At 70.5% G+C, this 26,144-nt stretch carries 22 protein-coding genes; 16 read left to right on the top strand and 6 right to left on the bottom strand.

Features of this window, described 5'->3' with window-relative positions; all coding sequences use genetic code 11:
• Window positions 1-15: 15 nt before the first annotated feature.
• Entirely contained in the window at window positions 16-1,998 is a 1,983-nt protein-coding gene (locus ACPYOG_RS06405) for an alpha-1,4-glucan--maltose-1-phosphate maltosyltransferase (protein WP_481293428.1), read from the bottom strand.
• 265 nt (window positions 1,999-2,263) lie between these two features.
• Here ACPYOG_RS06405 and glgP point away from each other — a divergent pair, with 265 nt between their 5' ends.
• Window positions 2,264-4,837 (top strand): alpha-glucan family phosphorylase, encoded by a 2,574-nt coding sequence (glgP, locus tag ACPYOG_RS06400; protein ID WP_481293413.1) that lies wholly within the window; start codon window positions 2,264-2,266, stop codon window positions 4,835-4,837.
• Window positions 4,838-4,973: 136 nt separating this feature from the next.
• On the opposite strand, the gene ybaK is transcribed toward glgP, so the two are convergent.
• Window positions 4,974-5,462 carry a Cys-tRNA(Pro) deacylase gene (ybaK, locus tag ACPYOG_RS06395; RefSeq protein ID WP_481293412.1) on the bottom strand — a complete coding sequence of 163 codons (489 nt, stop codon included), beginning with the start codon at window positions 5,460-5,462 and terminating at the stop codon, window positions 4,974-4,976.
• Entirely contained in the window at window positions 5,462-7,666 is a 2,205-nt protein-coding gene (locus tag ACPYOG_RS06390; RefSeq protein ID WP_481293411.1) for a glycogen debranching protein, read from the bottom strand. Before ACPYOG_RS06390 ends, ybaK begins: the two co-directional genes overlap by 1 nt.
• A gap of 48 nt (window positions 7,667-7,714) precedes the next feature.
• Between ACPYOG_RS06390 and ACPYOG_RS06385 the strand changes: the two genes are divergently transcribed.
• From ACPYOG_RS06385 to ACPYOG_RS06340, 10 genes are all read left to right on the top strand, one after another.
• Window positions 7,715-8,902, top strand: coding sequence for a cysteine desulfurase family protein (locus tag ACPYOG_RS06385; RefSeq protein ID WP_481293410.1), 1,188 nt, complete (start codon window positions 7,715-7,717; stop codon window positions 8,900-8,902).
• A 270-nt stretch (window positions 8,903-9,172) separates the two neighbouring features.
• The gene (gene mnmA, locus ACPYOG_RS06380) at window positions 9,173-10,273 is read left to right on the top strand and encodes a tRNA 2-thiouridine(34) synthase MnmA (protein ID WP_481293409.1); all 1,101 of its coding nucleotides are present in this window, start codon (window positions 9,173-9,175) and stop codon (window positions 10,271-10,273) included.
• 54 nt (window positions 10,274-10,327) lie between these two features.
• Window positions 10,328-12,586, top strand: a complete 2,259-nt coding sequence (gene ligA / locus ACPYOG_RS06375) for an NAD-dependent DNA ligase LigA (protein WP_481293408.1) — start codon at window positions 10,328-10,330, stop codon at window positions 12,584-12,586.
• Between the two features lie 352 nt (window positions 12,587-12,938).
• Complete coding sequence (locus ACPYOG_RS06370) at window positions 12,939-14,147, top strand: alpha/beta hydrolase (RefSeq protein ID WP_481293407.1); 1,209 nt, start codon at window positions 12,939-12,941, stop codon at window positions 14,145-14,147.
• Window positions 14,148-14,267: 120 nt separating this feature from the next.
• The gene (gatC, locus tag ACPYOG_RS06365; protein WP_481293406.1) at window positions 14,268-14,579 is read left to right on the top strand and encodes an Asp-tRNA(Asn)/Glu-tRNA(Gln) amidotransferase subunit GatC; all 312 of its coding nucleotides are present in this window, start codon (window positions 14,268-14,270) and stop codon (window positions 14,577-14,579) included.
• A 4-nt stretch (window positions 14,580-14,583) separates the two neighbouring features.
• Window positions 14,584-16,131, top strand: a complete 1,548-nt coding sequence (gene gatA / locus ACPYOG_RS06360; protein ID WP_481293405.1) for an Asp-tRNA(Asn)/Glu-tRNA(Gln) amidotransferase subunit GatA — start codon at window positions 14,584-14,586, stop codon at window positions 16,129-16,131.
• Window positions 16,131-17,651 (top strand): Asp-tRNA(Asn)/Glu-tRNA(Gln) amidotransferase subunit GatB, encoded by a 1,521-nt coding sequence (gene gatB, locus ACPYOG_RS06355; protein WP_481293404.1) that lies wholly within the window; start codon window positions 16,131-16,133, stop codon window positions 17,649-17,651. The genes gatA and gatB overlap by 1 nt, the downstream gene beginning before the upstream one ends.
• A 118-nt stretch (window positions 17,652-17,769) precedes the next feature.
• A complete protein-coding gene (locus tag ACPYOG_RS06350) occupies window positions 17,770-18,324 on the top strand; it encodes a YbaK/EbsC family protein (protein ID WP_481293403.1) in 555 nt (184 codons plus the stop codon).
• A 50-nt stretch (window positions 18,325-18,374) separates the two neighbouring features.
• Entirely contained in the window at window positions 18,375-19,319 is a 945-nt protein-coding gene (locus ACPYOG_RS06345; protein ID WP_481293402.1) for an oxygenase MpaB family protein, read from the top strand.
• 4 nt (window positions 19,320-19,323) lie between these two features.
• Complete coding sequence (locus ACPYOG_RS06340; RefSeq protein WP_481293401.1) at window positions 19,324-19,839, top strand: PaaI family thioesterase; 516 nt, start codon at window positions 19,324-19,326, stop codon at window positions 19,837-19,839.
• Between the two features lie 3 nt (window positions 19,840-19,842).
• On the opposite strand, the gene ACPYOG_RS06335 is transcribed toward ACPYOG_RS06340, so the two are convergent.
• Entirely contained in the window at window positions 19,843-21,555 is a 1,713-nt protein-coding gene (locus ACPYOG_RS06335) for a long-chain-fatty-acid--CoA ligase (RefSeq protein WP_481293400.1), read from the bottom strand.
• A gap of 10 nt (window positions 21,556-21,565) precedes the next feature.
• Complete coding sequence (locus ACPYOG_RS06330; RefSeq protein ID WP_481293399.1) at window positions 21,566-22,228, bottom strand: SDR family oxidoreductase; 663 nt, start codon at window positions 22,226-22,228, stop codon at window positions 21,566-21,568.
• A 99-nt stretch (window positions 22,229-22,327) separates the two neighbouring features.
• Between ACPYOG_RS06330 and ACPYOG_RS06325 the strand changes: the two genes are divergently transcribed.
• From ACPYOG_RS06325 to ACPYOG_RS06310, 4 genes are all read left to right on the top strand, one after another.
• Entirely contained in the window at window positions 22,328-22,630 is a 303-nt protein-coding gene (locus ACPYOG_RS06325) for a DUF6412 domain-containing protein (RefSeq protein WP_481293398.1), read from the top strand.
• A gap of 90 nt (window positions 22,631-22,720) precedes the next feature.
• On the top strand, window positions 22,721-23,494 hold the full coding sequence (locus ACPYOG_RS06320; protein WP_481293397.1) for a YidC/Oxa1 family membrane protein insertase: 774 nt from the start codon (window positions 22,721-22,723) through the stop codon (window positions 23,492-23,494).
• Window positions 23,495-23,528: 34 nt separating this feature from the next.
• Window positions 23,529-23,852, top strand: coding sequence for a hypothetical protein (locus ACPYOG_RS06315; RefSeq protein ID WP_481293396.1), 324 nt, complete (start codon window positions 23,529-23,531; stop codon window positions 23,850-23,852).
• A gap of 53 nt (window positions 23,853-23,905) precedes the next feature.
• A complete protein-coding gene (locus ACPYOG_RS06310) occupies window positions 23,906-24,607 on the top strand; it encodes a hypothetical protein (RefSeq protein WP_481293395.1) in 702 nt (233 codons plus the stop codon).
• Between the two features lie 13 nt (window positions 24,608-24,620).
• On the opposite strand, the gene ACPYOG_RS06305 is transcribed toward ACPYOG_RS06310, so the two are convergent.
• Complete coding sequence (locus ACPYOG_RS06305; protein WP_481293394.1) at window positions 24,621-25,625, bottom strand: aldo/keto reductase family protein; 1,005 nt, start codon at window positions 25,623-25,625, stop codon at window positions 24,621-24,623.
• A gap of 212 nt (window positions 25,626-25,837) precedes the next feature.
• On the opposite strand from ACPYOG_RS06305, the gene ACPYOG_RS06300 reads away from it, so the two are divergent.
• Window positions 25,838-26,144 (top strand): Y-family DNA polymerase (locus ACPYOG_RS06300; RefSeq protein ID WP_481293393.1); only part of this gene is annotated, 307 nt, incomplete at its 3' end.

Raw genomic sequence — 26,144 nt, 5'->3', positions numbered from 1 at the left:
GGTCTCGGTCGGCGGTCACAGCGGACGGACGGACAGGATGTGGACGGGCTCGGTGAACGCATCCAGGCGGACGTAGTCGTCGGCGCCCCACGTCCAGCGCTGACCGGTCACGTGGTCCTTCACCTCGAACTGCGCTCCGAGCGGGATGCCGAACGCCGTCACATCCAGGTGGACGATGGTCTCGCGGACGGAGTGCGGGTCGACGTTGGCGACCACGATGACCGCGTCCGACTTGCCCGTGCGGGTGAACCGGCCATCCAGATACTTCGAGTAGACGAGGATGCTGTCGTCCTCGCTGGTCTGCAGGTGCAGGTTGCGCAGCTGGCGGAGCGCCGGGTGCTCGCTTCGCGCCCGGTTGAGCATCGCCAGGTAGCCCGCGAGCGAGCGGCCCTGCGCCTGCGCCTTGGCGTAGTCGCGGGGACGGAACTCGAACTTCTCGTTGTCGATGTACTCCTCGGCGCCGCTGCGGGCGACGTTCTCGAACAGCTCGTAGCCCGAGTAGACGCCCCAGGTCGGCGCGGCCGTCGCGGCGATCGCCGCGCGCACCTTGAAGGCGGCCGGCCCGCCGAACTGCAGGTACTCGGTGAGGATGTCCGGCGTGTTGACGAACAGGTTCGGGCGCAGGTAGTCGGCCGTCTCGTGGGCGATCGAGTCGAGGAACTCCTCGAGCTCCTCCTTCGTGTTCCGCCAGGTGAAGTAGGAGTACGACTGCTGGAACCCGGCCTTGGCGAGAGTGCGCATGACGGCCGGGCGGGTGAACGCCTCCGCCAGGAACACCACATCCGGGTCGGTGGCGTTCACGGTGTGGATGAGCCACTCCCAGAAGTGCAGCGGCTTGGTGTGCGGATTGTCGACGCGGAAGATGCGGACGCCGAGCGACATCCAGTGGCGGACGATGCGGAGCACCTCCTGGCGGAGGCCCTCGTAGTCGTTGTCGAAGTTGATGGGATAGATGTCCTGGTACTTCTTCGGCGGGTTCTCGGCGTACGCGATGGTGCCGTCGGGAAGGGTGGTGAACCACTCCGGGTGCTCGGTCACCCAGGGGTGGTCCGGTGACGCCTGCAGCGCGAGGTCGAGGGCGACCTCGAGGCCCGCCTGCTTGGCCTTGCCCAGGAAGTAGGTGAAGTCCTTCTCCGTGCCGAGGTCCGGGTGGATGGCGTCGTGCCCGCCCTCGGCGGAGCCGATGGCCCACGGCGAGCCCGGATCGTTCTCGCCGGCCTCGAGCGTGTTGTTCGGGCCCTTGCGGAACGTGCGCCCGATGGGATGGATGGGCGGGACGTAGACGACGTCGAAGCCCATGGCGGCGACCTCGGGGAGGCGCCTGGCCGCGGTGCGGAAGGTGCCGGACTGCCACGAGCCGTCGGGCAGCTTCTTGGCGCCCTCGGAGCGGGGGAAGAACTCGTACCAGCTGCCGACGCCGGCCCGGGTCCGCTCCACCAGGACGGCCCGGGTGGCGGACAGCGACGGGAGGCTGACGACGGGCCGCTCGGTCAGCACCTTCTGGATGCGATCGTCGATCGACGCCTGGAACCGCTCATCCACGGTCCGCTTCTCATCGGCGACGACCTTGGCCGCCTCGGAGAGGTGACGCCGCTCGGCGGTGCTGCGCCGCTTGTCCTGGGAGGCGCGCAAGAGCAGGTCGTGACCCATCCTGAGCATCAGCTCCACATCCATCCCGGCGGGCACCTTCACCTCGGCGTTGTGCCGCCAGGTCGCGTACTCGTCGGCGTACGCCTGGACGCGGTAGCGCCACAGCCCCGTCTGCTCGAGCTGCACCTCCACTTCCCAGCGGTCCGTGCCCGGGGTGAGGGAATGCATGTGGTGCTCGGTCTGGACGCCGGAGGGGTCGAGCAGCAGCAGGTCGACGCCGATCTTGTCGTGCCCCTCCCGGAAGGCGGTCGCGCGGAAGGGGATCACCTCGCCGCTGAACGCGCTCGCCGCCCAGAGGCCCTCATCGACCTGGGGCGACAGCTCCAGGATGGGGATGCGGGGGAGCAGGGGCTCGTACGATCCCGCCGGCGCATCGGTGGGGCGGGCGGTGACGATCTCGGGCGCGTTCGTCCGATCCGTTCTCTCCGTCGCGCTCTTCCGCGCGTTCTTGGATGTGTTCGTCTCGGGTCCCGCCGCGTCATTCCGGGCGGGCGGTTTCACCGTGGCCGCCTCTGTCGCTGCGGCTGCTGACCTGGTCGCTGCGTTCTTCACCACGCCCCCGACCGTACACTCATTAACCCGCCCGACATGCGCCTCCCTTACAGTGGACCGAGTGAAGGCCATCCGAAGATTCACCGTCCGAGCCGTACTCCCCGAGAACCTCTCCGCATTGGAGGAGATCGCAGGCAACCTCCGCTGGTCCTGGCATGAGCCGACCAAGGAGTTGTTCGCCCGCATCTCGCCGGAGCTCTGGCAGCAGGTGCGGCACGACCCCATCGCCCTGCTGGGCGCCGTCGACCCCGCGCGCCTGGCCGAGCTGGCGGGCGACCAGGGCTACGTGGACTGGGCGAACCACATCCGCGACGACCTCCACGCGTACCTCCGCGAGCCGCGCTGGTACCAGTCGCTCGGCGAGGACGCGCCCAAGACGATCGCCTACTTCTCGCCCGAGTACGGGATCGCGGCAACTCTGCCGCAGTACTCCGGCGGCCTCGGCATCCTCGCCGGGGACCACCTGAAGGCGGCCAGCGACCTCGGTGTGCCGCTCGTGGCGGCCGGCCTGTTCTACCGCTCCGGCTACTTCTCCCAGGCGATCACACCCGACGGCTGGCAGCTCGAGCGCTACCCGGTCCTCGACCCGGACGGCCTGCCGCTCAGTGTACTGCGCGACCCGGACGGATCGCCGGTGCAGATCACGCTGGCGCTGCCCGACGGCGTCCTCCATGCGCGCGTCTGGCAGGCTGCGGTCGGCCGGGTGACGCTGCTCCTGCTCGACACGGACATCCCGGACAACGAGGAGCGACTGCGCTCGGTGACCGACCGCCTCTACGGCGGTGGGGGAGAGCATCGGCTGCTGCAGGAGCTGCTGCTCGGCATCGGCGGCGTGCGCGCCGTGAAGGCCTGGACCGAGCTGACTGGGGCGCCCGAGGCGGAGGTCTTCCACACCAACGAGGGCCACGCCGGGTTCCTCGGACTGGAGCGCATCTCCGACCTGATCGGCGAGGGGCTGACCTTCGACCAGGCGCTGCAGGTGGTGCGTGCCGGCACGGTGTTCACCACGCACACCCCCGTCCCCGCCGGCATCGACCGGTTCGACCGGCCGTTGGTCCAGCGGTACTTCTCCACGACGCTGCTCCCCGGTGTGACCGCGGACCAGGTGCTCCCGCTCGGCGCGGAGGACTACCCGGGAGGATCGCCGGACGTCTTCAACATGGCGGTCATGGGCCTGCGGCTCGGCCAGCACGCAAACGGCGTGTCGCAGCTGCACGGGGAGGTCTCCCGCCAGATGTTCAACGGCCTCTATCCCGGGTTCGACCCGCAGGAGGTGCCGATCGACTCGGTCACCAACGGCGTCCACGCGCCCACCTGGACGGATCCGATGCTGCGAGCGCTGGCGCTCGAACGGCTCGGCACCGAGGACACCACGCACGCCGACTGGGGCAACGCCGGCACGGTGAGCGACGGCGACCTGTGGGGTGTCCGCAACCGGATGCGCGAGCAGCTGGTGCAGGACGCCCGGCGGCGGCTCGAGGCGGCCTGGGAGGAGCAGAACCCGGGCGGGATCGCTCCGGCCTGGATGGAGGATCTGCTCGACCCGAATGTCCTCACCATCGGCTTCGCCCGGCGCGTTCCCACGTACAAGCGGCTCACCCTGATGCTGCACGACCCCGACCGGTTGCGCCGCATCCTCACCGACCCCCACCGGCCGGTGCAGTTCGTGATCGCCGGCAAGTCGCATCCGGCCGACGACGAGGGCAAGCGCCTGATCCAGAAGCTCGTGCAGTTCGCGTCGGAGGCCGACATCCGGCAGCGGATGGTGTTCCTGCCCGACTACGACATCGGCATGGCGCAGCTGCTGTACCCGGGGACGGATGTGTGGCTCAACAACCCGCTGCGCCCCCTCGAGGCGTGCGGCACGTCGGGCATGAAGGCGGCGCTGAACGGCGGGCTGAACCTGTCCATCCTCGACGGCTGGTGGAACGAGTTCTACGACGGAGAGAACGGCTGGGCGATCCCGTCGGCCGACGCGGCCGGCGACGGCGCCGAGCGTGACGCGCTCGAGGCCGAGGCGATGTACGACCTGATCGAGCACCAGATCGCGCCGCGCTTCTATGAGCGCGACGGCGACGGCGTGCCGACGGCCTGGGTGGCACGCATCCGTCACACGCTGGCGACCCTGTCCTCGCCGCTGTCGGCGGAGCGGATGGTGCGCGAGTACGTCGAGCGCCTGTACCTGCCGGCGGCCGGCTACGAGGACCGCCTCAGCGCGGACGACTACCTCGCAGCCCGCGACCTCGCTGCATGGAAGACGCGGGTGCAGGCCGCCTGGCCGGGCGTCAACGTCGCGCATGTCGACGCGGGAGGGCTGGACGCGGTGCCGCAGGTCGGCGACGAACTGCACGTCCGCGCGCTGGTGCACCTCAACGGCCTGGCGCCGGAGGACGTGCAGGTGCAGGTCGTCTACGGCCGCAGTCACGACGGCGGCGACCTGATCGATGTGCACCGGCAGCCGCTCACGGTCGACTCCGCCATCCCGGGGATCGGCGATCCGTCGGTGGCGCACGAGTTCGTCGGCACCGTCCGCCTCGCCTGGGCCGGCTCGTTCGGCTACACGGTCCGCGTCGTCCCGGTGAACGACCTGCTCCTCACCCCCGCAGAGCTCGGCCTCGTCACCACCGCCTCCTGACGCCCCGCCCCCCACCTGACGCCCCGCCCCCCGTCGAGCCCGCCCCACCGTCGAGTCCGCACAGATTGCACGTCGGAAGCGCTTTCCGTGTGCAGTCTGTGCGGACTCGGCGGTGGGGCGGAAGCGGAGTGAGGGGCTACTTGGCGATCGGGGCGTAGGCGGCGGACGTTGCCGTGAGGAGGGCGGCGGGCGCGAGCTCGAGGTCGAGGCCGCGCTTTCCGCCCGAGACGAAGACGGTGTCGAAGAGCTGCGCGGTCTCGTCCACCACGGTCACGTGGCGCGTCTTCTGGCCGACCGGGCTGATGCCGCCGACGACGTAGCCGGTGCGGCGCTCGGCGACCGCGGGGTCGGCCATGGTCGCACGTTTGGCTCCCACGGCGGCGGCGAGGGCCTTCAGGTCCAGCATGCCGGTCACCGGGACCACGCCGACGACGAGCCCGAGATCCGTGTCGGCGAGCAGCGTCTTGAACACGCGGTCGGGCTCCACGGCGAGCGCCTCCGCCGCTTCCAGACCGTAGGACGGCGCTGCCGGGTCGTGCTGGTACGGATGCAGCGTGAAGGGGATGCCCGCAGCGGTCAGCGCGACCGTCGCCGGCGTGCCGGCGGTCGCCTTCTGCCGGGCCATCAGCCGTGAGCCGCCGCAGCGGGGGTCCCAGCGGCAGCATCCACTCCGGTCGCCGCGACCGCCGGCTCCACGCGCGGCCCATGCGCGCGGTACAGCTGCATCGACGTCCCGCCGACGAGCCGCGCCGCGCCCGGGGCGAACTCGGTCGCATCCTCGGGGATGGGCACCTCGGTCGCCGAGTCCCACAGCAGCCGGTAGCCGGTGACCCCGGGCGCGACCGGGAGGGACACCTCCACATCGTCCTCGACCCCGTGGACGATCAGGAGGACGCGGTTGAACTCCTCTTTGTCGGGGGTGGAGGCGGCGAGGTACTGCAGGGTCCGGTTCTCGGGGGAGTTCCAGTCCTCGTCGTCCATCCGCTGCCCGGTCGCGTCGTACCAGTCCATATGGCTGGCATTGGGTGTCGTCTGGCCGTCGACCGCGTACCGGCTCGGGCGGAGCGCCGGATTGTCGCGGCGCAGCTGCAGCAGACGTTTCGTCGTGTCGTACAGCTCGCGCTGCTCGCGGGTGCGCAGCCAGCCCATCCAGGTGAGCTCGCTGTCGTGGCAGTAGGCGTTGTTGTTGCCGCGCTGGCTGCGACCGTACTCGTCGCCCGCCGTGAGCATGGGCACGCCGGCCGAGAGCAGCAGCGTCCCCATCAGGTTCCGGACGGCTTTGGCGCGCGTCATCAGGATGGCCTCGTCCGTCGTCGGTCCTTCGACCCCGTGGTTGAACGACCGGTTGTTGTCGGTGCCGTCGCGGTTGTTCTCGCCGTTGCCGAGGTTGTGCTTCACGTCGTAGACGGTGAGGTCGCCCATGGTGAAGCCGTCGTGCGCGGTGATGAAGTTGACGGAGGCGAGCGGTCCGCGCTCCGGTGAGAAGGTGTTCGAGGAGCCGGCGAGCCGCGTCGCGAAGCCTCCGATGCCGACGGGCGCCTGGCCGTTGCGCCGGGCGTCGGAGATGTCCGCCAGCCAGAAGTTGCGGACGCGGTCGCGGTAGCGGTCGTTCCACTCGGACCAGCCGTCGGCCTGCGAGGCGCCGGTGCCCGAAGCTGCGGCGCCCGAAGCGCCTGAGCCCGACGCTCCGGCGACCAAGGTGGGACCGGGGAAGTTGCCGGTCTGCCAGCCTCCCAGCCCCACATCCCACGGTTCGGCGATGAGCTTGACGCCCTGGAGCGCCGGGTCGGTCTGTGCGGCGGCGAGCAGTGGATGGTCGCGATGGAAGGACGCGTCGGTCCCGCGCCCGAGCGTCGCCGCCAGGTCGAAGCGGAATCCGTCGATCTGCATCTCGTTGGCCCAGTAGCGGAGGGAGTCGAGCACGAGCCGCTGGGGAACGGGGTTCCCGAAGTCGACGGTGTTGCCGCATCCTGTCACGTCGATGTAGGCGCCGGTGCCGTCGTGCCGGTAGTAGGTGGCGTTGTCGATCCCGCGGAAGCTGGTGCGCGGTCCGCCGATGCCCTCCTCGGCCGTGTGGTTGTAGACGACGTCGAGGATGACCTCGATGCCGGCCAGATGGAGCAGCTTCACCATGCCCTTGAACTCGGCCAGGACCGCCGCCGGCCCGGCCGCCTGCGCTCCGCGCGAGGCGTAGTGCGTGTGCGGGGTGAAGAAGTTGAGGGTGTTGTAGCCCCAGTAGTTGGTGAGGCCCTCCTGGATGAGGCGCTGCTCGGACACGAACGCGTGCACCGGGAGCAGCTCGACCGCGGTGACACCGAGATCCTTCAGGTACCCGATCGTCGGCTCGTGCGCGAGGCCCGCGTAGCTGCCGCGCAGTTCTTCGGGAACCGCCGGGTTGAGGCGGCTGATGCCCTTGACGTGCGCCTCGTAGATCACGGTGTGATCGAGCGGCGTCGCGGGCTTCTGCGCGTCCCCCCAGTCGAACCCGTCGGCGACCACGACCGATCGCCAGCCGTCAGACGCCACCCGGATGAGGCCCCGGGCATACGGGTCGAGCAGCAGCGCTTCCGGATCGAACATGTTGCCGGGAGCAGCAGGGCCGGACACGCGGACCGTGTAGCGGGTGCCGACCGCGAGCGACCGGGAGCGGCCCATCCAGACGCCGTTCGCATCCCGCGTCATCGGGACGGTCTTCACCAGCCAGTTGGGGTCGGTCTCGTCGAACAGGCACAGTTCCATGGCATCCGCATTCGCAGAGAACACCCGGAGCTCGCCCCCGTGCGGCCCGAGGCGGACGCCCAGATTGCGCAGGGGATCGGTCGAGGTCATGCGCTCTAGAGTAGTGATACACGCCTGGATGAACCTGCGGAGGGCATTGTGCCGGTCTACCTGGACCACGCCGCCACCACGCCGATGCGCCCGGAGGCGATCGCCGCCTACACCGAGGCCATGGGCGTCGTCGGCAACCCGTCCAGCATCCACAGCCAGGGCCAGCAGGCCCGGAGGATGCTCGAGGAGGCGCGCGAGACGATCGCCGCAACGCTCGGGGCGGAGCCGATCGAGGTCGTATTCACCTCCGGCGGGACCGAGGCGATCAACCTGGCCATCAAAGGGATGTACTGGGCCCGCAACAGCGGCGCGCGGCGGCCGCGCATCCTGGTCCCGGGAGGGGAGCACCACGCGACGCTCGACACCGTCGAGTGGCTGGAGCGCGCCGAGGGCGCCGAGCCGTCCTGGCTGCCGCTCGATGGGGAGGGAGCCATCGTGGTCCCGGACGGCATCGACGGGTCGGACGCCGCCCTGATGACCTTCCTCGCCGTGAACAACGAGGTCGGCACGGTGCAGCCGGTGGCGGCGCTCGCCGAGGTCGCGCGGGACGCCGATGTGCCCGTCCATGTGGATGCGGTGGCCGCGTACGGGCACCTGCCGCTCGACTTCGCGGGGCTCGGGGTGGATGCGCTCAGCGTCTCCGCGCACAAGATCGGGGGGCCGGTGGGGATCGGAGCGCTCGTCCTGAACCGGACCTCGACGGTCGTGCCGCTCATCCACGGCGGAGGGCAGCAGCGTCAGGTGCGGAGCGGGACGCAGGATGTGGCGGCAGCGGTGTCATTCGCGGTCGCTGCGCGGGCGGCCGAGGCGGAGCGCGAGGCGGAGACCGTGCGGCTGACGGCGCTGCGGGACCGCCTCATCCACGGGGTGCGGGCGGCCGTGCCGGAGGCTGTGCTGAGCGGGCCGGAGCCTGAGGGGGCGCGTGCCGCGCGGGTTGCATCCAATGTCCATTTCACCTTCCCCGGTGCGCAGGGGGACTCGCTGCTGTTCCTGCTCGACCTGGCCGGCGTGTCGGTGTCGACGGGCTCGGCGTGTCAGGCGGGCATCCCCGAGCCGTCGCACGTGCTGCTGGCGATGGGGCGCAGCGAGACCGAGGCGCGGAGTGCTCTGCGATTCACCCTGGGGCGCACGTCGACCGACGCCGACGTGGATGCGCTGCTCGCGGCGCTCCCCGGCGCCTACGCGCAGGCATCGCGGGCGGGGCTCGCCGAGCGCTCGCCGCGGCTCGGCCGCTAGCGCCGTCTCCCTTTGTGCGCCGGTCCCGCTGCGGCGCGCCCGGCACATTCGTGACGAATGTCGCCCTGAGCCGCGTGCAGGTGCACATTCGTGACGAATGTCGCTTTGCCCTGGCGTCGGGTCTAAGTGCACATTCGTGACGAATATCGCCCTGAGCCGCGTGTAGGTGCACATTCGTGACGAATCTCGCCGGGAGGGAGGCGGGAGGGAGCGATTGAGGAGTCGGGGCTGAACGGAGGAGGGGCCGGCGAGCGCGGGTAGAATCGCCGGGTGAAAGTTCTGGCGGCGATGAGCGGCGGTGTCGACTCGGCGGTGGCGGCGGCGCGTGCCGTCGAAGCCGGGCACGACGTGGTCGGCGTGCACCTCGCGCTCTCGCGGATGCCGGGGACGCTGCGCACCGGCAGCCGGGGCTGCTGCACGATCGAGGACTCGATGGATGCGCAGCGCGCGGCCGACATCATCGGCATCCCGTACTACGTATGGGACTTCTCCGAGCGCTTCAAGCTGGATGTGGTGGACGACTTCATCGCCGAATACACCGCCGGCCGCACCCCCAACCCCTGCATGCGCTGCAACGAGCGCATCAAGTTCGCCGCACTGCTGGAGAAGGCGCTCGACCTCGGTTTCGACGCTGTCTGCACCGGGCACTACGCGGCCATCGTGACCGACGAGGACGGCAACCGCGAGCTGCACCGGGCGAGCGCCTGGGCGAAGGACCAGTCCTATGTCCTCGGCGTGCTGACGGCGGAGCAGCTGGCGCACGCCATGTTCCCGCTCGGCGCGACGCCGTCCAAGGCGGAGGTGCGGGCGGAGGCGGCGGCGCGCGGCCTGAGCGTCGCGAACAAGCCGGACTCGCACGACATCTGCTTCATCCCGGACGGGGACACGCGCGGCTGGCTCGCCGACCGCGTCGGCACGTCGACCGGCGACATCGTCGACCGGGAGGGCAACCGCCTCGGAACGCACGAGGGAGCCCACGCTTACACGGTCGGGCAGCGGAAGGGCCTGAACGTGGGCTACCCGTCGCCGGACGGCCGCCCCCGCTTCGTGCTCGAGGTGCGGCCGAAGGAGAACACCGTCGTCGTCGGTCCGCGCGAAGCGCTGGACATCGCCGAGGTCGCCGGGTCGCGCTTCACGTGGGCGGGGATGCCGCCGGCCGACCCGGCCACGCCGTTCGCGTGCGAGGTGCAGATCCGCGCGCACGCGGATCCCGTGCCGGCGGTGGCCTCCGTGACCGGCGGCGAGCTGGTGGTCCGGCCGGACGTGCCGCTCAATGGAGTCGCACCCGGGCAGACCGCCGTGGTGTACGTCGGCACGCGGGTGCTCGGCCAGACCACGATCGACCGCACGGTGTCGGCCGTCCCGGCCTGAGTCCGCCCGCGGCCCACCGGCACCACCGTCGGGGGTCACGAATAAGCTGGGCGCGTGGCGATCGAGACGACGACCGACGACCAGCTCGCGCAAGCGGGGGCCGAGGCACAGCAGCTGACGACGCGCATCCTCGAGCTGCGTGACGCGTACTACGAGCGCGACACGGTGCTCGTGAGCGATGAGGAGTACGACCGCATGATGCGGCGGCTCGAGGAGCTCGAGCGGCTCCATCCCGAGCTCCAGTCGCAGGACAGTCCCACGCAGACCGTCGGCGGCCGCGCCCAGACGACGCTGTTCGCCCCGGTCGAGCACGCCGAGCGGATGCTCAGCCTCGACAACGTCTTCTCGCTGCAGGAGTTCGAGGCCTGGGCCGCGCGTGTGGAGCGCGACGCCGGGCGCCGCGTCGACTACCTCTGCGAGCTGAAGATCGACGGCCTGGCGATCAACCTCCGCTACGAGCGGGGTGTACTCGTCTCGGCCGCCACCCGCGGCGACGGGGTCGTGGGGGAGGACGTGACCGAGAACATCCGCTGGATCCCGGCCATCCCGAGCCGCCTGGCCACCGATCAGCCGCCCGTCCTCGTGGAGGTGCGGGGCGAGGTCTTCTTCCCGGTCGCCGAGTTCGAGGAGCTCAACGCCCACCAGCTGGAGGCGGGCGAGCGCGTCTTCGCCAACGCCCGCAATGCCGCGAGCGGATCGCTGCGCCAGAAGGCCGAGGGCAAGAACCCGGCCCAGCTGGAGTTGATGCGCAACCGTCTACGACGCCTCCACATGCTCGTGCACGGCATCGGCGCCTGGCGCAACCCGCCCGTCGAGGCGCAGTCCCAGGTGTACGAGCTGCTCCAGGGCTGGGGACTCCCGACCTCGTCGCACTACCGCGTGATGGACGACCCGAAGAAGGTCGACGAGTTCATCGAGTACTACGGCGCTCACCGCGGGGCCGTGGAGCACGAGATCGATGGAATCGTCATCAAAGTGGATGAGCTGGCTCTGCACGACGAGCTGGGTGCGACCAGCCGAGCCCCGCGCTGGGCCATCGCGTACAAGTACCCGCCGGAGCAGGTCAACACGAAGCTGCTGGACATCGTGGTCAGCGTCGGCCGCACCGGCCGTGCCACCCCGTTCGCCGTGATGGAGAAGGTGCGTGTCGCCGGATCCGAGGTCCGCCAGGCGACCCTGCACAACCAGGAGGTCGTCAAGGCGAAGGGCGTGCTCATCGGCGACACCGTGGTGCTGCGCAAGGCGGGGGACGTCATCCCCGAGGTGCTCGGCCCAGTGGTGGAGCTGCGCGACGGCAGCGAGCGCGAGTTCGTGATGCCCGAGAACTGCCCCGAGTGCGGGACGAGGCTCGCTCCGGCCAAGGAGGGCGACATCGACCTGCGCTGCCCGAACGCCGAGTTCTGCCCCGCCCAGGTGCGGGGCCGGGTGGAGCACATCGGCTCGCGCGGCGCGCTCGACATCGAGGCGCTCGGAGAGGTCGCGGCGGCGGCGCTCACCCAGCCGCGGTTCCCCGAAACGCCTCCGCTGCCGACGGAGGCCGGACTGTTCGGGCTCTCGCTCGCCGATATCTTCCCGATCCAAGTCGTGGTGCGGGATTCGGAGACCGGACTGCCCAAACTGACGGACTCGGGCGAGGAAAAGGTAGACACTCCGTTCCGCCGTCGGCGGCAGAAGAAGGATGGACCGTTCGACCCCGGCGCGGAGGAGTTCTCGGGCGACGAGCTGTACGTGCCGTCGAAGAACGCCACGGAGCTGCTGAGCAACCTGTCGGCCGCGCGGGAGAAGCCGCTGTGGCGCATACTGGTCGCCCTGAACATCCGTCACGTCGGCCCGGTCGCCGCGCGCGCCCTCGCCAATCACTTCGGTTCGCTCGACCGCATCCGGTCGGCGTCGCGCGATGAGCTGGCCGCAGTGGATGGTGTGGGAGGCATCATCGCGGACGCCGTTCTGGCCTGGTTCGAGGTCGACTGGCACCGCGAGATCGTGGAGCGCTGGGCGGCAGACGGCGTGCAGTTCAGCACGCCGGGGCACCCGGGTCCGGGTCACGCCGGGGAGGCCGGCGGAGTGCTCGCCGGACTGACGGTCGTCGCCACCGGCTCGCTCGACGGCTACAGCCGCGAGGGCGCGCAGGAGGCCATCATCGCGGCGGGCGGCAAGGCGGCATCCAGCGTGTCCAAGAAGACGGATTTCGTGGCGGCTGGTCCTGGCGCGGGGTCCAAGCTGGCGAAAGCCGAGGAGCTCGGGGTCCGCATCATAGACGCCGTGCAATTCAAGAAACTGGTCGAGGAGGGTCCCGCAGCCCTCGAAACGTGAGTTTTCGGTCCTCCATTGCGCCGACAGGACTCGAATTCTCCCCCTGAATCGGGGGTAGAACGGGTTGCCGTCCGCCACCCGTTCACGGGTAGAGTCGACACGTGCGCTTGGCCCGAGCGCACGCGCATGAGCTTAGCTCGCTCGCTCTCGGAGGGACCCGGACGGAGTGCTGGTCGGCTTTGCAGCTGTACTGATTACCTCGGTCGTCTCCGGACTGACCGGGGCTTCTGTGCTGCCCGCGGAGGCGGCGCCGGCCCCGGTCGCATCCATCTCTTCTGCGGCATATCTCTCGACGGCTTCCTCCGCATCTTCTTCCGCTTACGTTTCATCCGTCTCCGGCCCGGTCTCCGACGTGCCTGCCGGACCGGTCCGCGGCGGCGCATCGGCCGCCGTTCTCAGCACGCTCGCGGGAGTGAACGCGTCGGCCCTGCCGTCCTTCCTCGACGCCAACCGGGCGAAGCTCCAGGCCTTGCTCGTCCAGGCGCCGGCCGCCGCAGAGGTGAGCCGGCTCTGGAATCTCATCGACCCCGCCAAGCAGAAGCTCCTCATCAAGGCGGCGCCGCACGTGATCGGCAACCTGGAGGGGGTGCCGTACGCGGTTCGCGGCCGCGCCAACGCGCTCGACCTGACCCAGACGATCGCCGGCGTCACGAAGACCCTCACCTCAGAACACGGGCGGACGGAGCGCGTGACCCTGCAGCGTCAGCTCGAGACGCTGGACAACGTCAAGAAGGCGCTCTCGAAGCACGACGGCGTCACGCGCACGCTCGTCACTCTCGACCCGTCGCCCGACGCCAAGGCGGCCATCGTCGTCGGCGATCTCCGGACGGCGGCCTACGTGAGCGTGCTCGTCCCCGGGATGTACATGTCGGTCGGTGAGCAGATCGAGGCGTGGGCCCAGGTCGCTCAGGAGCAGTACGACCTGCAGACCGGCGTGCTCCGCCGCATCCTCGGACCGCGTGGCAGCGCCACGGCGCCCGGCGTCGCGGTGGTCGCCTGGATCGGCTACCAGACTCCGGTGCTCACCAACATCGGCGGGACCGCGCTCGCCACGCAGGGCGCTGACAGCCTGGAGCGGACCCTGCAGGGGATCCGCGCGCTGCGCGACGGCGACCAGCCGTTCCTCAGCGTCTTCGCTCACTCCTACGGCTCGACTGCTGCGCTGATGGCGCTCGAGCGTCACACCGTCACCGTGGATGCGCTGGCGCTGATGGGCTCGCCCGGAAGCGCCTCCCAGACGGTCGCCGGCCTCTCGGTCGTAGGCGGCAACGTCTTCGTCGGCGAGGCTCCGATGGACCCCATCGTGAACAGCGCGTTCTTCGGCAGCGACCCCGGCTCGCCCGGGTACGGCGCGAAGCCGATGGGTGTGGGCGGCGCGGTCGACCCCCTTACCCATGCGACCCTCGCCGGTTCGTCGGGGCACAACGCGTACTTCACCGCAGGCACGGAATGCATGCGCAACCTGGCGATGATCGGGATCGATCGCGGCGACCTCGTGCTCGACGGCAACGGCGTCCCCGAGGACGGGCCGGGCTCGAACGCAGCGCACGCGTCGCGCTGAGACCCTGGCGACGAGGTCGGCATCCGGGGCACGGGCCGTTCGGCTCGCTCTAGAATCGAGAGAGGCGGGCCGCGACGCGAGCTCCGCCACTTCACCACCGAATCCCACGGAGACGCACCCTTGTCTGAAACCAGCGCAGGCGAAATCAGCGCGGAGCAGGTCGCGCACCTGGCGAACCTCGCCAGGATCGACCTCAGCCCGGAAGAGCTCGAGAGCCTCACGAAGGAGCTCGGCCAGATCGTCGAGTCCGTCGCCAAGGTCCAGGAGGTGGCCGGTCCCGACGTTCCCGCGACCAGCCACCCGCTGCCCCTGACCAACGTCTTCCGGCAGGACGTGGTCCGGCCGTCGCTGACGGTGGAGCAGGCGTTGTCCGGAGCGCCGGAGCGCGAGGGCGACCGGTTCTCGGTCGCCACCATCCTGGAGGAGGAGTAAGCGCATGACCGATCTGACCAGGCTCTCCGCCTCCGACCTCGCCGAGCGGCTCGCCGCCCGGGAGGTCTCCTCCGAGGAGGCCGTCCGCGCGCACCTCGACCGGATCGAGGCCGTCGACGCCGACGTCCACGCGTTCCTCCACGTCGCTGCCGACAAGGCACTGCGCACCGCCGCCGAGATCGACGGCCGCCGCGCGGCGGGCGAGCGGCTCGGTCCGCTGGCCGGCGTCCCGATCGCGATCAAGGACGTCCTCGCCACCGAGGACATGCCCTCGACCGCCGGGTCGAAGATCCTCGAGGGATGGCTCCCGCCCTACGATGCGACCGTCGTGCGCCGCCTGCGCGAGGCGGACCTCGTCCCGCTCGGCAAGACGAACATGGACGAGTTCGCGATGGGGTCCTCCACCGAGCACTCCGCCTACGGCCCGACCCGCAACCCGTGGGACCTGGAACGCATCCCGGGCGGTTCCGGCGGCGGTTCGGCCGCGGCCGTCTCGGCCTTCGAGGCCCCGATCGCGCTGGGCTCCGACACCGGCGGCTCGATCCGTCAGCCCGCGGCCGTGACCGGCTCGGTCGGCGTCAAGCCGACCTACGGCGGCGTGAGCCGCTACGGCGCGATCGCGCTGGCCAGCTCGCTCGACCAGGTGGGCCCGGTCTCGCGCACGGTCCTGGATGCCGGCCTCCTGCACGACGTCATCGGCGGTCACGACCCGCTCGACTCCACCTCGCTCAGCGACTCCTGGCCGTCGATGGCCGACGCCGCGCGTGCCGGCCGCCGCGAGGGCGCCCTGTCCGGGGTCCGGGTCGGCGTGATCCGCGAACTCGCCGGTGAGGGGTTCCAGAAGGGCGTCAAGCAGCGCTTCGACGAGGCGCTCGTGCTGCTGGAGTCCGCCGGAGCCGAGATCGTCGAGGTCGGAGCCCCCAGCTTCGAGTACGCGGTGTCCGCCTACTACCTGATCCTCCCGGCGGAGGCGTCCAGCAACCTGGCGCGGTTCGACTCCGTGCGGTTCGGGCTGCGGGTGAACCCGTCCGACCCTCCCGTCACCGTGGAGCGCGTCATGGCGGCGACCCGCGACGCGGGCTTCGGCCCGGAGGTCAAGCGCCGCATCATCCTCGGCACCTACGCCCTGAGCGCCGGCTACTACGACGCCTACTACGGCAGCGCGCAGAAGGTCCGCACGCTCATCCAGCGCGACTTCTCCGCGGCCTTCGAGAAGGTGGATGTGCTGGTCAGCCCGAGCGCGCCGACCACCGCCTTCAAGCTCGGCGAGAAGATCGACGACCCGATGGCGATGTACCTCAACGACATCACCACGATCCCGGCCAACCTCGCCGGGATCCCGGGTATGGGACTGCCGATCGGGCTCGCGCCCGAGGACGGCCTCCCCGTCGGGATGCAGCTGATGGCACCCGCCCGCGCAGACGCCCGCCTCTACACCTACGGCTCGGCGCTGGAGCGCCTGCTGGAGGAGCAGTGGGGCCACACGCTGCTCAGCCAGGCGCCGGACCTGAGCGCCACCGAGATGTTCGCAAGCGAAGAGGGAGCCGTCTGATGGCGAACAGCACTGCCCGGAAAGTGCAGCTGATGGATTACGACCGCGCGCTCGAGCTGTTCGAGCCCGTGCTCGGGTTCGAAGTCCACGTCGAGCTGAACACGAAGACCAAGATGTTCTGCGGCTGCGCCAACGAGTTCGGCTCCGGTGCGAACACGAACACCTGCCCGACGTGCCTCGGCCTGCCCGGCGGCATGCCGCAGGTGAACGAAAAGGCCATCGAGTCCAGCATCCGCCTCGGACTGGCGCTCGGCTGCGAGATCGCCGAGTCGAGCCGGTTCGCCCGGAAGAACTACTTCTACCCGGACCTGGCGAAAGACTTCCAGACCTCCCAGTACGACGAGCCGATCGCCTACGACGGCTCCATCACGATCGAGCTGGAGAACGGCCGCGAGATCACCATCGCGATCGAGCGCGCCCACATGGAGGAGGACGCCGGCAAGCTGACCCACGTCGGCGGCGCGACGGGCCGCATCCACGGTGCCGACCACTCACTGGTGGACTTCAACCGCGGCGGCGTGCCACTCGTCGAGATCGTCACCAAGATCATCGAGGGCGCCGAGGCCGATGCGCCGGAGGTCGGTCGCGCCTACGTGCGGGTCATTCGGGACATCGTCAAGGGACTCGGCATCTCCAACGCCCGGATGGAGGAGGGCAACGTGCGCTGCGACGCCAACATCTCCCTCCGTCCTCGTGGCACGACGAAGCTCGGCACGCGCACCGAGACGAAGAACGTCAACTCGCTGCGCTCGATCGAGCGCGCCGTGCGCTACGAGATCCAGCGTCAGGCGGCGATCCTGGAGGCCGGCGGCACCATCGTCCAGGAGACGCGCCACTGGCACGAAGACTCGGGCACCACCAGCGCCGGCCGTCCCAAGTCGGACGCCGACGACTACCGCTACTTCCCGGAGCCGGACCTCGTGCCCGTCGCGCCGAGCCGCGAATGGGTGGAAGAACTGCGAGGCACGCTGCCCGAGCCGCCCGCCACGCGCCGCAAGCGTCTCACCGCCGAGTGGGGGTTCACCGCACTCGAATTCCAGGACGTCGCCAACGCCGACCTGCTGGACGAAGTGGAGGCGACGATCGCCGCGGGCGCCGGCCCGGCCGCGGCCCGCAAGTGGTGGACCGGCGAGATCGCCCGCCTGGCGAACGCGCAGAACGTTCCCGCCGGCACGCTGGTCAGCCCGCGGCACGTCGCCGAGCTCGCTGCCCTGGTGGACGCCGGAACGCTCACGGACCGCCTCGCCCGACAGGTGCTCGAGGGCGTCATCGCGGGCGAGGGCGGCCCGCAGGAGGTCGTCGACGCCCGAGGGCTCGCGGTCGTCTCCGACGACGGCGCGCTGATCGCCGCGATCGATGAGGCACTCGCCGCACAGCCCGACGTGCTGGCGAAGATCCGCGACGGCAAGGTCCAGGCCGCCGGGGCGGTCATCGGTGCCGTGATGAAGGCCATGAAGGGGCAGGCGGACGCCGCCCGCGTCCGCGAGCTCGTCCTCGAGCGCGCTGCCGCGACCGAGTAGCCCGTCCACCGACCGACGAGTCGACGCACACACGCCGTCTCCGCGCCCTGCGGGACGGCGTGTTGCGTCGACTCGTCGCGGATTGCGGATTCCCAGCCGCCGTGTGCAGAGTAGGCGCATGGGCGTGTTCACTCTCGGCGGCCTCACGACCGCTCCCGCTTCCTCCCGCACCGATGTGCTCGCTCCCTCCACGCTGGCGATGCTCGACGCTCTCGGCCGGCTGGACGAGGTCGGGGTGGTGGAGATCGACCCCGGCATCTCCGACACCGCTGCGACGCGCGACGAGTTCGGCCTGGACCCGGACGACCTCGCCAACTGCGTCGTCGTCGCAGGCAAGCGCGAAGGCGTGGAGCGGATCGCCTGCGTCGTCCTCTCGACCACGCGCGCGGATGTCAACAACACCGTGAAGCGCCTGCTGGATGTGCGCAAGGCGTCGTTCCTCCCGATGGACCGTGCTGTGGAGCTCACCGGGATGGAGTACGGCGGGATCACGCCGATCGGCCTGCCGCACGGCTGGCCGGTGCTGGTCGACCGGCGGGTCGCCGAGCGGGACGTTGTGATCATCGGTTCCGGCGTCCGCCGCTCCAAGATCCTCCTTCCCGGCCGATTCATCGCCGAGCTTCCGGGTGCGCAACTGATCGACGGCCTCGGCCTGGAGGCGACAGCGCGATGAGCACACCGCGATGAGCACCGCGATGACGGCAGCGCGATGACCGGTCCGAAATGATAGGACCAGTCGTCGACCGCGTCCTCTCGCCGGTCCGCTCGCGTCTGATCGAGACCCTGGCCGGCCGCTCGGACGAAGTCCCCGCCTGGATCCTGCGCCTCGAGGAAGGCGAGGACGCAGGCTTCTTCGCCCCCGGCAGTGCGGCGTGGGCGGTGCACGGCGGGATGCCGACCCTGGTCGCCGGTGTCCGCGCCCTTCTGCTGCAAGCACTGCACCCGGGAGCGCTGGCCGGGGTGCGGGACCACTCGCGCTACCGCGAGGATCCGCTCGGGCGGCTGGCCGGCACCATCCAATGGATCCACACGGTCACCTTCGGCAGCCGCGGCCAGGCCGCCGCCGCCTCGGACATGGTCCGCGTACTGCACCGCCGGGTCACCGGCCGGTATGTCGACGGGCACGGGGTCGAACGACCGTACTCCGCGAACGACCCGGACCTCGCGCGCTGGGTGCACCTGTCGTTCACGGACGCGTTCCTGACCGCCCACGAACGATGGGGCGACCCCATCCCGGGCGGACCGGACGCCTATGTCGCCGACTGGGCGACGGCGGCGGACCTGATGGGCGTTGAGGACCCTCCGCGGACGGCCGCCGGGCTGCGCGCCCAGATCGACGCGATCACCGAGGCCGGCGACCTGCGCGGAGGGCCCGAGGTCGACGAGATCGTCCGGTTCATCCGTCGGGCGCCGCTTCGCCCGGTGCTGCGCCCGTCGTACCGGATCGTGTTCCGCGCGGCCGTGTCGACTCTGGATCCCCGCCACCGCGCGCTGCTCGGGCTGCCACGGACGCGCTGGGAGCCGCTGCTTCCCATCCACTCGGCCACCGCGACGGTGCTCCGGGGCTCGCGCATCCTGCTCGGGCCGCACACCCAGGCGGAGCTGGCGGCCCGCCGGCGCCTGGCACGCCTCGCGGGTGCGGCGGCGGATCCCGATACGAGAGGATGACCGTATGGATGAGGCCACCACCGAACGCATCGAACGCACCCGGACGGTCACCTGGGAGGATCCGGCGCCCGGAGTCACCCTGATGCCGACGATGACCGGGCTGGAGTACCTGCGCTCCATGATCCGCGGCGAACTGCCGCCCCCGCCCATCACCGCGCTGATGCGGATGACCCTCGTCTCCGCCGATCCCGGGACGGTGACCTTTTCCTGCGAGCCGGACGAGTCGCACTACAACCCGATCGGGACGGTGCACGGCGGCTTCGTCTGCACCGTGCTCGACTCGGCACTGGGATGCGCGGTGCAGACGACCCTGCCGCAGGGACAGGGCTACACGTCCATCCAGATCACGGTCAACTACCTGCGGCCCGTGTTCGCCCACACCGGTCCGCTCACCTGCACGGCCACGGTGACGAAGCCCGGAAATCGCGTGGCCTTCGCCGACGGCGTCGTCACGGATGGCGCGGGCAAGACGGTCGCGACCGCCACGGGATCGCTGCTCGTCTTCCCGATCGGGGACTGACGCTCACGACCCCTGGGCAGCCAGCAACTGGTCCCGCACTTTGCGGCGGATCACCTTTCCGACGATCGAACGCGGCAGCTCGTCCACCTGCACCACATGCTTCGGCACCTTGTAGGGGGTGAGGCAGTCCCGGCCGTAGGCGCGGATCGCCTCCTCGTCGAACGACGCCCCGGCCTCCATCACGACCGCGGCCACCACATCCTCGCCGCCGCGGCGGTGGGGGAGACCGACGACCGCGACATCCGCCACGCCCGGGAACGAGCGCAGCGCGTCCTCGACCTCTGTCGGCGACACGTTGAAGCCGCCGGTGACGATGAGCTCCTTGATGCGGTCGACGATGCGGACGAATCCGTCCTCATCCATCGTCACGATGTCGCCGGTGCGGAACCAGCCGTCGTCCGTGAACACCGACGACGACTCGTCCGGCTTGCGCCAGTATCCCGAGAACACCTGCGGACCGCGGGCGAGCAGTTCGCCCTCCTCGCCGAACGGCCGGTCGACCGACGGATCCTCCGGATCGGCGACGCGCAGGTCCGTACTCGGCAGCGGCAGACCGACGGTCCCCGGCTTCCGCGTCGCCCCGACCGGATTCGCCATCAGCACGGGGGAGCACTCGGAGAGCCCGTAGCCCTCCACGAGGTAACCGCCCGTCTCTTCCTCCCACAGGTCGACGATGCCCTGCGGCAGGCTCATCGCGCCCGAGATCGCGATCTGGATGCCCGAGAGCGACACCTTCCGCCTCTCCGCCGCCTGCACCAACCGCTCGTAGATCGGGGGCACGGCGGGCAGGAAGGTCGCCGGCCGCTTCTTGACCACATCCAGCACCAGGTCCGGGTCGAACTTCGGGAAGAGCACCAGCCGCGCGCCCATGCTCATCGCGAAGGTGAGACAGAGGGTGAGACCGTACGCGTGGAACAGCGGAAGCACCGCGTAGACGACGGAGGTTCCCCGCTCGATCGTGGGAACCCACGCCCGGGCCTGTGCCGCATTCACGGTCAGGTTGCCGTGCGTCAGCATGGCGCCCTTCGGACGGCCGGTCGTCCCCGACGTGTACTGGATGAGCGCGAGATCGTCGCGCTCGGGCCGCGGTGAGGAGGCTTTCAGGCGACGGGAGGTCACCAGCGAGTCCCAGCGGATTGTCCCCGAGACCTTCGCCGTCAGCTGCTCCCGCGCTGTGCGGGCTGCCGGGACGGGAAGGCTCAGCGCGAACCGCTTGGAGGCCGGCATGGCGCGCGTCAGGTCGACCGAGACGACCGTGGTCACGCCGAGGTCGGCAGGGAGATCCTGGACGGTCGCGGCGACCTTGTCCCAGACGATCGCCACGGTCGCTCCGTGATCCTCGAACTGGTGCCGGAGCTCGCGCGGCGTGTAGAGGGGGTTGTGCTCGACGACGACCGCGCCGAGGCGGAGGACGGCGTAGAAGGCGGCGACGTGCTGCGGGCAGTTCGGCAGCACCAGCGCGACACGGTCTCCCTTGGAGACGCCCAGCTTGCGCAGGCCCTCCGCGGCGCGGGCGATCTGGTCGCCGAGTTCGGCATAGGTCGTCGTCGCTCCGAAGAACTCCAGCGCCACGTGCCGGCCGTAGGTGCGGACGGAGTCGTCGATGAGGTGAGCGAGGGAGCCGTCGGGCACCTCGACCTCGGCCGGGACATCCGCCGCGTACGAAGCCACCCAGGGCCGCGCGTCGTAGGGGGAGTGGTCGTTGTCCGCTGTCACGCGCGCAAGCCTACGCGGACGCGACCAGCGCTCGCACAGCCTCCTCGATGGGAGTCTCGCCGCCGACGACCTCCCATTGCCGGCCGATCGTGCGCGGCTCGTCCAGGGCCGCGGCGATCAGTCGCGCGACGTCCTCACGGGCGATGGTTCCGCGCGGAACGGCGTCGCCGAGTGTGACCGACCCGGTGCCCTCCTCCGTCGTCAGGCCGCCGGGCCGCAGGATCGTCCAGTCCAGAGTGGATGCGCGCAGCGCCGCATCCGCATCCCGCTTCGCCTCCACATAGGCCTTCCACACCGGGTCGGTGTCGTCCACCGGAGCGTCGACTCCCCAAGCGGAGATCTGGACGAAGCGGCGGATCCCGGCCTGGGCGGCCGCCTCCTGCGACTTCGTGGACCCGGCGAAGTCGACCGTCCGCTTGCGCTCGGCTCCGGAACCCGGGCCGGCTCCGGCGGCGAAGACCACCGCGTCGCAGCCCGTGATCGCGGCCGACAGCGTGTTCGCCTCCGCGCTCTCCAGGTCGACGAGCGCGCCCTCACCGCCGAGGCGGTAGACGTCGTCGGCGTGCTCGTCGTTCCTCACGACGCCGACGAAGTCATCACCGCGGTCGTAGAGCACTCGCATGAGCTGCTGAGCGACTTTTCCGTGGGCACCGATGATCGCGACTCGAGTCATGCCTCCATCCTTCCACCGTGCCTCCGGAAGATGCGACACACGTCCGCCTGACGCGAACGCACTCGGATTCCTGCCACCTCCTCTGTTAGCGTCATCACCATGACCGCCCTGCTCGAGCTGCTCGGACGCTCCCTCGCGTCCGCCCTCGGGATGCTGGGCATGCACAGCCCGGCCGGCGTGATCGCCCTCGTGGGCGTCGCCGGAGCGCTGGGTCTCGTGGCTGTGGTAGCAGCGGCCACATTGCGGTCGGTGGCGGCGCTGGCCGCCTCGCTCCGCCTCCAATCGGTGTGGTCCCGCTCCGTGGTGCCGGTCGCCGGCTGGCTCGCCGAGAGCCAGTCCGCGCCGGATGCGGACGGCCGCCCGCGCCCGAGGGCGCCCGCGCTCTCCCTGCCGGTCGCGTAGTCCGGCGTCCGCCCCGCCGCCGGCGGGACGATGCCCTGCGCGACCAGACGCGTCCACCACTCGTCCGACCCGCAGGGAATCACTTCACTCATGGACTTCTTCACCTGGCCGCCCATCGCGGCCATCCTCGACGGCGCCTACCGTCTCGTCACCGCTCTTTCCGCCGCTGTGGAGCCGCTCGCCGGCACCGCCGCCGGCCTCCTCGCCATCGTCGTGCTGACCGTGATCGTGCGCGCCGTCCTCCTCCCCGTCGGCCTCAGCCAGGTGCGCGCCGAGTACAACCGCCGGCGTCTCGCCCCCCGGCTCGCCGAGCTGCAGCGCCGGCACGCGGGCGATCGCGAGACCCTTGCGCGCAAGACGATGGAGCTCTACCGGGAGGAGCAGGTGTCGCCCTTCGCGGGGATGCTGCCCCTTCTCGCGCAGCTTCCCGTGGTCACGCTCGTCTACGCCGTCTTCACGCATCCCACCATCGCCGGCCACGCCAACGCGCTGCTCGGACAGCACGCGTTCGGCGCGCCCCTCGGCACGAGCTTCGTCGGGCTGACCGGCGCGGGCGCCGGCGTCTGGCCGGCGGTGCTGGTCTACCTCGGCGTGCTCGCCCTGATCGCGATCGTCATGACGGTCTCGCGCCGCGTGCTGACGCTGCCGCAGGCCCCGGGCGCAACTGCGGCGACCGGAATGCTGCGCACCCTGTCGTTCCTGCCGTACGTCACGGTCGTCTTCGCCGCATTCGTCCCGCTGGCAGCCGCCGTGTACATCCTCACCTCGTCGGCGTGGACGGTGGGTGAGCGGTGGATGCTCCGCCGCCTCCTCGATCCGCAGCGGCGCGCCGGCGGCAGCCCTCGTGCGACGACCTCGCACTGAGCGCCCGCACATCCCGGGGTGCCACGATGGGTCCATGTGGAAGCGCAGCGCCAAGGACACGGGACCCGTCGACGCGAACGATCAGCGTCAGGACGTGCCCGGACTGGGCGTCGGCGTCCAGGTGTGGGTGAAGGAGAACGTCCCAGCGGCCTCCGATGACTGGGTGGGAGAGCCGACCGGCGTGATCATCTCGGCCGGGGACCGCAACCTGCGCACCGTCTACGGGCCGCTCGACAGCTGGACGACCTGGACCGTCGCCTTCTCCGAGCCGCAGTACCGCCGCGATGGCCGCGGACCGTACGAGACGGCGGTCATCCCGGCGTTCCTGCTGGTCGCCGCGGAGCCCGCCGCCGACTGAACCGGTTCGCCTGACCACTACCTCCGCACTCGGCGCGAATCTACAATGACTTCATGTTCGTCGAGGGCACCCTTCGATGGCAGGTCACGGAAGACTGCCCGTGGGACCTGCTCGTCGCCCTCGCCGTGCGCGACCTGGCCGGGATCGCCGCCCTGGCTCAGCCGCCTCTGCCGCGACTGGAACCGGCCGTGACCCCGGTGCTGCAGCCGCATCCCGAGTCCCATCCTGCGCAGCCTGTCGACGGGCGGACTCGACCCCGTCCCGCTCCGGTGCTGCGCCCGCACCCTGCACGTCCCGCAGGCGACCCCGTGAGCACGGGAACAGTGGAGGCCCTGGCGGTCCAATGGCAGGCGTGGTTCGAGGTGGCGGCGGACCGGCACCGGCGCCTGTCCGCTCCGCTCCTGCATCCACCGCACTTCGAGGCGTTCGACCGCGCCATCGAGCTGCAGGATGCGGTGATCGCGCACTACGCCGCCGCGGCGGACTGGGCGGCCGCCCGGCATGCGGAGTATGCGGCCGTGAGCGCCGAGTCCCACCGCCTCCGCGCCGCCGACATCGTGGATGTTGTGCGCGAGCGGGAGCACGAACTGCGGAGGCAGGCCGGCTACTTCCGGCTCGACCTCGAAGTGCTCCCGCTCGCGGAGAAGGGCGCGTGGATCATCGGTCCGCACACGGTCGCCGTGAGCACCTCCCTGCGCGAGGACTCGGCCGCCTTCCGCGCCTGGCTCCGCCCCCTCGTATCCGCCCTCGTCTGACCCGGGCCAGCGCTCAGGCGGGACGCTTCGCGGGGGAGACGGTCAGCGCCGGGTCGGTCTCGGCAACATCCCCGACGGCCTCGTCGATGCGCGCCAGCACGTCGCCGGAGAGCTTCACCCCGGCCGCGGCGGCGTTCGACTGCACCTGCTCGGGGCGGGAGGCTCCCACGATCGCGCCGGCGACGTTGGGGTTCTGCAGGACCCACGCCACGGCGAGCTGCGCCATGGTGATGCCCAGTTCGTCGGCGATCGGCTGGAGGCCCTGGACGGCCGTCAGCACATCCTCCCGCAGGAAGCCGCGGATCGCGTTCGCTCCGCCCTTCTCGTCGGCCGCCCGGCTGCCTTCCGGCGCCTCCTGGCCGGGCTTGTACTTACCCGTCAGCACACCCTGAGCGACCGGCGACCACACGATCTGCGAGATCCCCAGCTCAGCGGAGGCCGGGACCACCTGCTTCTCGATGACGCGCCACAGCATCGAGTACTGCGGCTGGTTGGAGATCAGCTGGATGTTCAGCTCCTTCGCCAGGGCGTGCCCCGCCCGCAGCTGGTCGGCCGTCCACTCGCTCACGCCGATGTAGAGGGCCTTCCCGCCGCGCACGACGTCGGCGAACGCCTGCATGGTCTCCTCGAGCGGAGTCTCGTGGTCGTAGCGGTGGGCCTGGTAGAGGTCGACGTAATCGGTCCCGAGACGCTGCAGCGAGCCGTCGATCGACTCGAGGATGTGCTTGCGCGAGAGCCCGACGTCGTTGTGCCCCTTCGGGCCGGTCGGCCAGTAGACCTTCGTGAAGATCTCGAGGGAGGCGCGTCGCTCGCCCTTCAGCGCATCCCCGAGCACCTGCTCTGCGGCGGTGTTGGCGTAGGCGTCCGCTGTGTCGAAGGTGGTGATCCCGGCCTCGAGAGCGGCCCGCACGGACTGTGTCGCGATGTCGTTCTCGACCTGCGATCCGTGGGTGAGCCAGTTGCCGTAGATGATCTCCGAGATCTTGAGTCCGCTGTTGCCGAGGTACCTGAATTCCATGACTCCAACGTATCCCGATTGCACATTCGTCACGAATGCGGCCATGGCGGCGGTGGAGGTGCACATTCGTCATGAATGTGGCCCTGGCGGCGGTGGAGGTGCACATTCGTCACGAATGTGGCCCTGGCGGCGGTGGAGGTGCACATTCGTCACGAATGTGGGCGCTTCGCAGGGAGGGTGCGGGCGTCGGGTGCGGGTGAGAAGGTAGGGAGGTGGGACGAGCGGACGGCAGCCAGCGCCAGGTGAGCGCGTCCGACGTCGACGACTCGGAGGCCGCCATCCTGCACGTCGACATGGATGCGTTCTTCGCCTCCGTCGAACTGCTGGAGCGCCCGGACGCACGCGGCAAGCCGGCGATCGTCGGCCACGTCGGCGGCCGTGGCGTGGTGACGAGTGCGACGTACGAGGCGCGCCGCTACGGCGTCCGCAGTGCGATGCCGATGTCGCAGGCTCTGCGCCTGTGCCCGAACGCGATCATTCTGACCCCGCACTACGAGCGCTACACCCAGTACTCGGCCG

The sequence above is a fragment of the Leifsonia sp. HAY1-4F genome, from assembly GCF_056755275.1.
The sequence above is the reverse complement of the archived record's forward strand: the minus strand, read 5'-3'. Positions and strand labels throughout refer to the sequence as shown.

Bases quoted from the DNA above. Each gene is read 5' to 3' on its own strand.
- ybaK (WP_481293412.1), bottom strand. From the start codon at position 5,462: ATGGCCCGGCAGAAGGCGACCGCCGGCACGCCGGCGACGGTCGCGCTG.
- ACPYOG_RS06390 (WP_481293411.1), bottom strand. From the start codon at position 7,666: ATGACCTCGACCGATCCCCTGCGCAATCTGGGCGTCCGCCTCGGGCCG.
- gatA (WP_481293405.1), top strand. From the start codon at position 14,584: ATGACCGATCTGACCAGGCTCTCCGCCTCCGACCTCGCCGAGCGGCTC.
- gatB (WP_481293404.1), top strand. From the start codon at position 16,131: ATGGCGAACAGCACTGCCCGGAAAGTGCAGCTGATGGATTACGACCGC.
- ACPYOG_RS06350 (WP_481293403.1), top strand. From the start codon at position 17,770: ATGGGCGTGTTCACTCTCGGCGGCCTCACGACCGCTCCCGCTTCCTCC.
- ACPYOG_RS06345 (WP_481293402.1), top strand. From the start codon at position 18,375: ATGATAGGACCAGTCGTCGACCGCGTCCTCTCGCCGGTCCGCTCGCGT.
- ACPYOG_RS06340 (WP_481293401.1), top strand. From the start codon at position 19,324: ATGGATGAGGCCACCACCGAACGCATCGAACGCACCCGGACGGTCACC.
- ACPYOG_RS06330 (WP_481293399.1), bottom strand. From the start codon at position 22,228: ATGACTCGAGTCGCGATCATCGGTGCCCACGGAAAAGTCGCTCAGCAG.
- ACPYOG_RS06325 (WP_481293398.1), top strand. From the start codon at position 22,328: ATGACCGCCCTGCTCGAGCTGCTCGGACGCTCCCTCGCGTCCGCCCTC.
- ACPYOG_RS06320 (WP_481293397.1), top strand. From the start codon at position 22,721: ATGGACTTCTTCACCTGGCCGCCCATCGCGGCCATCCTCGACGGCGCC.
- ACPYOG_RS06315 (WP_481293396.1), top strand. From the start codon at position 23,529: ATGTGGAAGCGCAGCGCCAAGGACACGGGACCCGTCGACGCGAACGAT.
- ACPYOG_RS06310 (WP_481293395.1), top strand. From the start codon at position 23,906: ATGTTCGTCGAGGGCACCCTTCGATGGCAGGTCACGGAAGACTGCCCG.
- ACPYOG_RS06305 (WP_481293394.1), bottom strand. From the start codon at position 25,625: ATGGAATTCAGGTACCTCGGCAACAGCGGACTCAAGATCTCGGAGATC.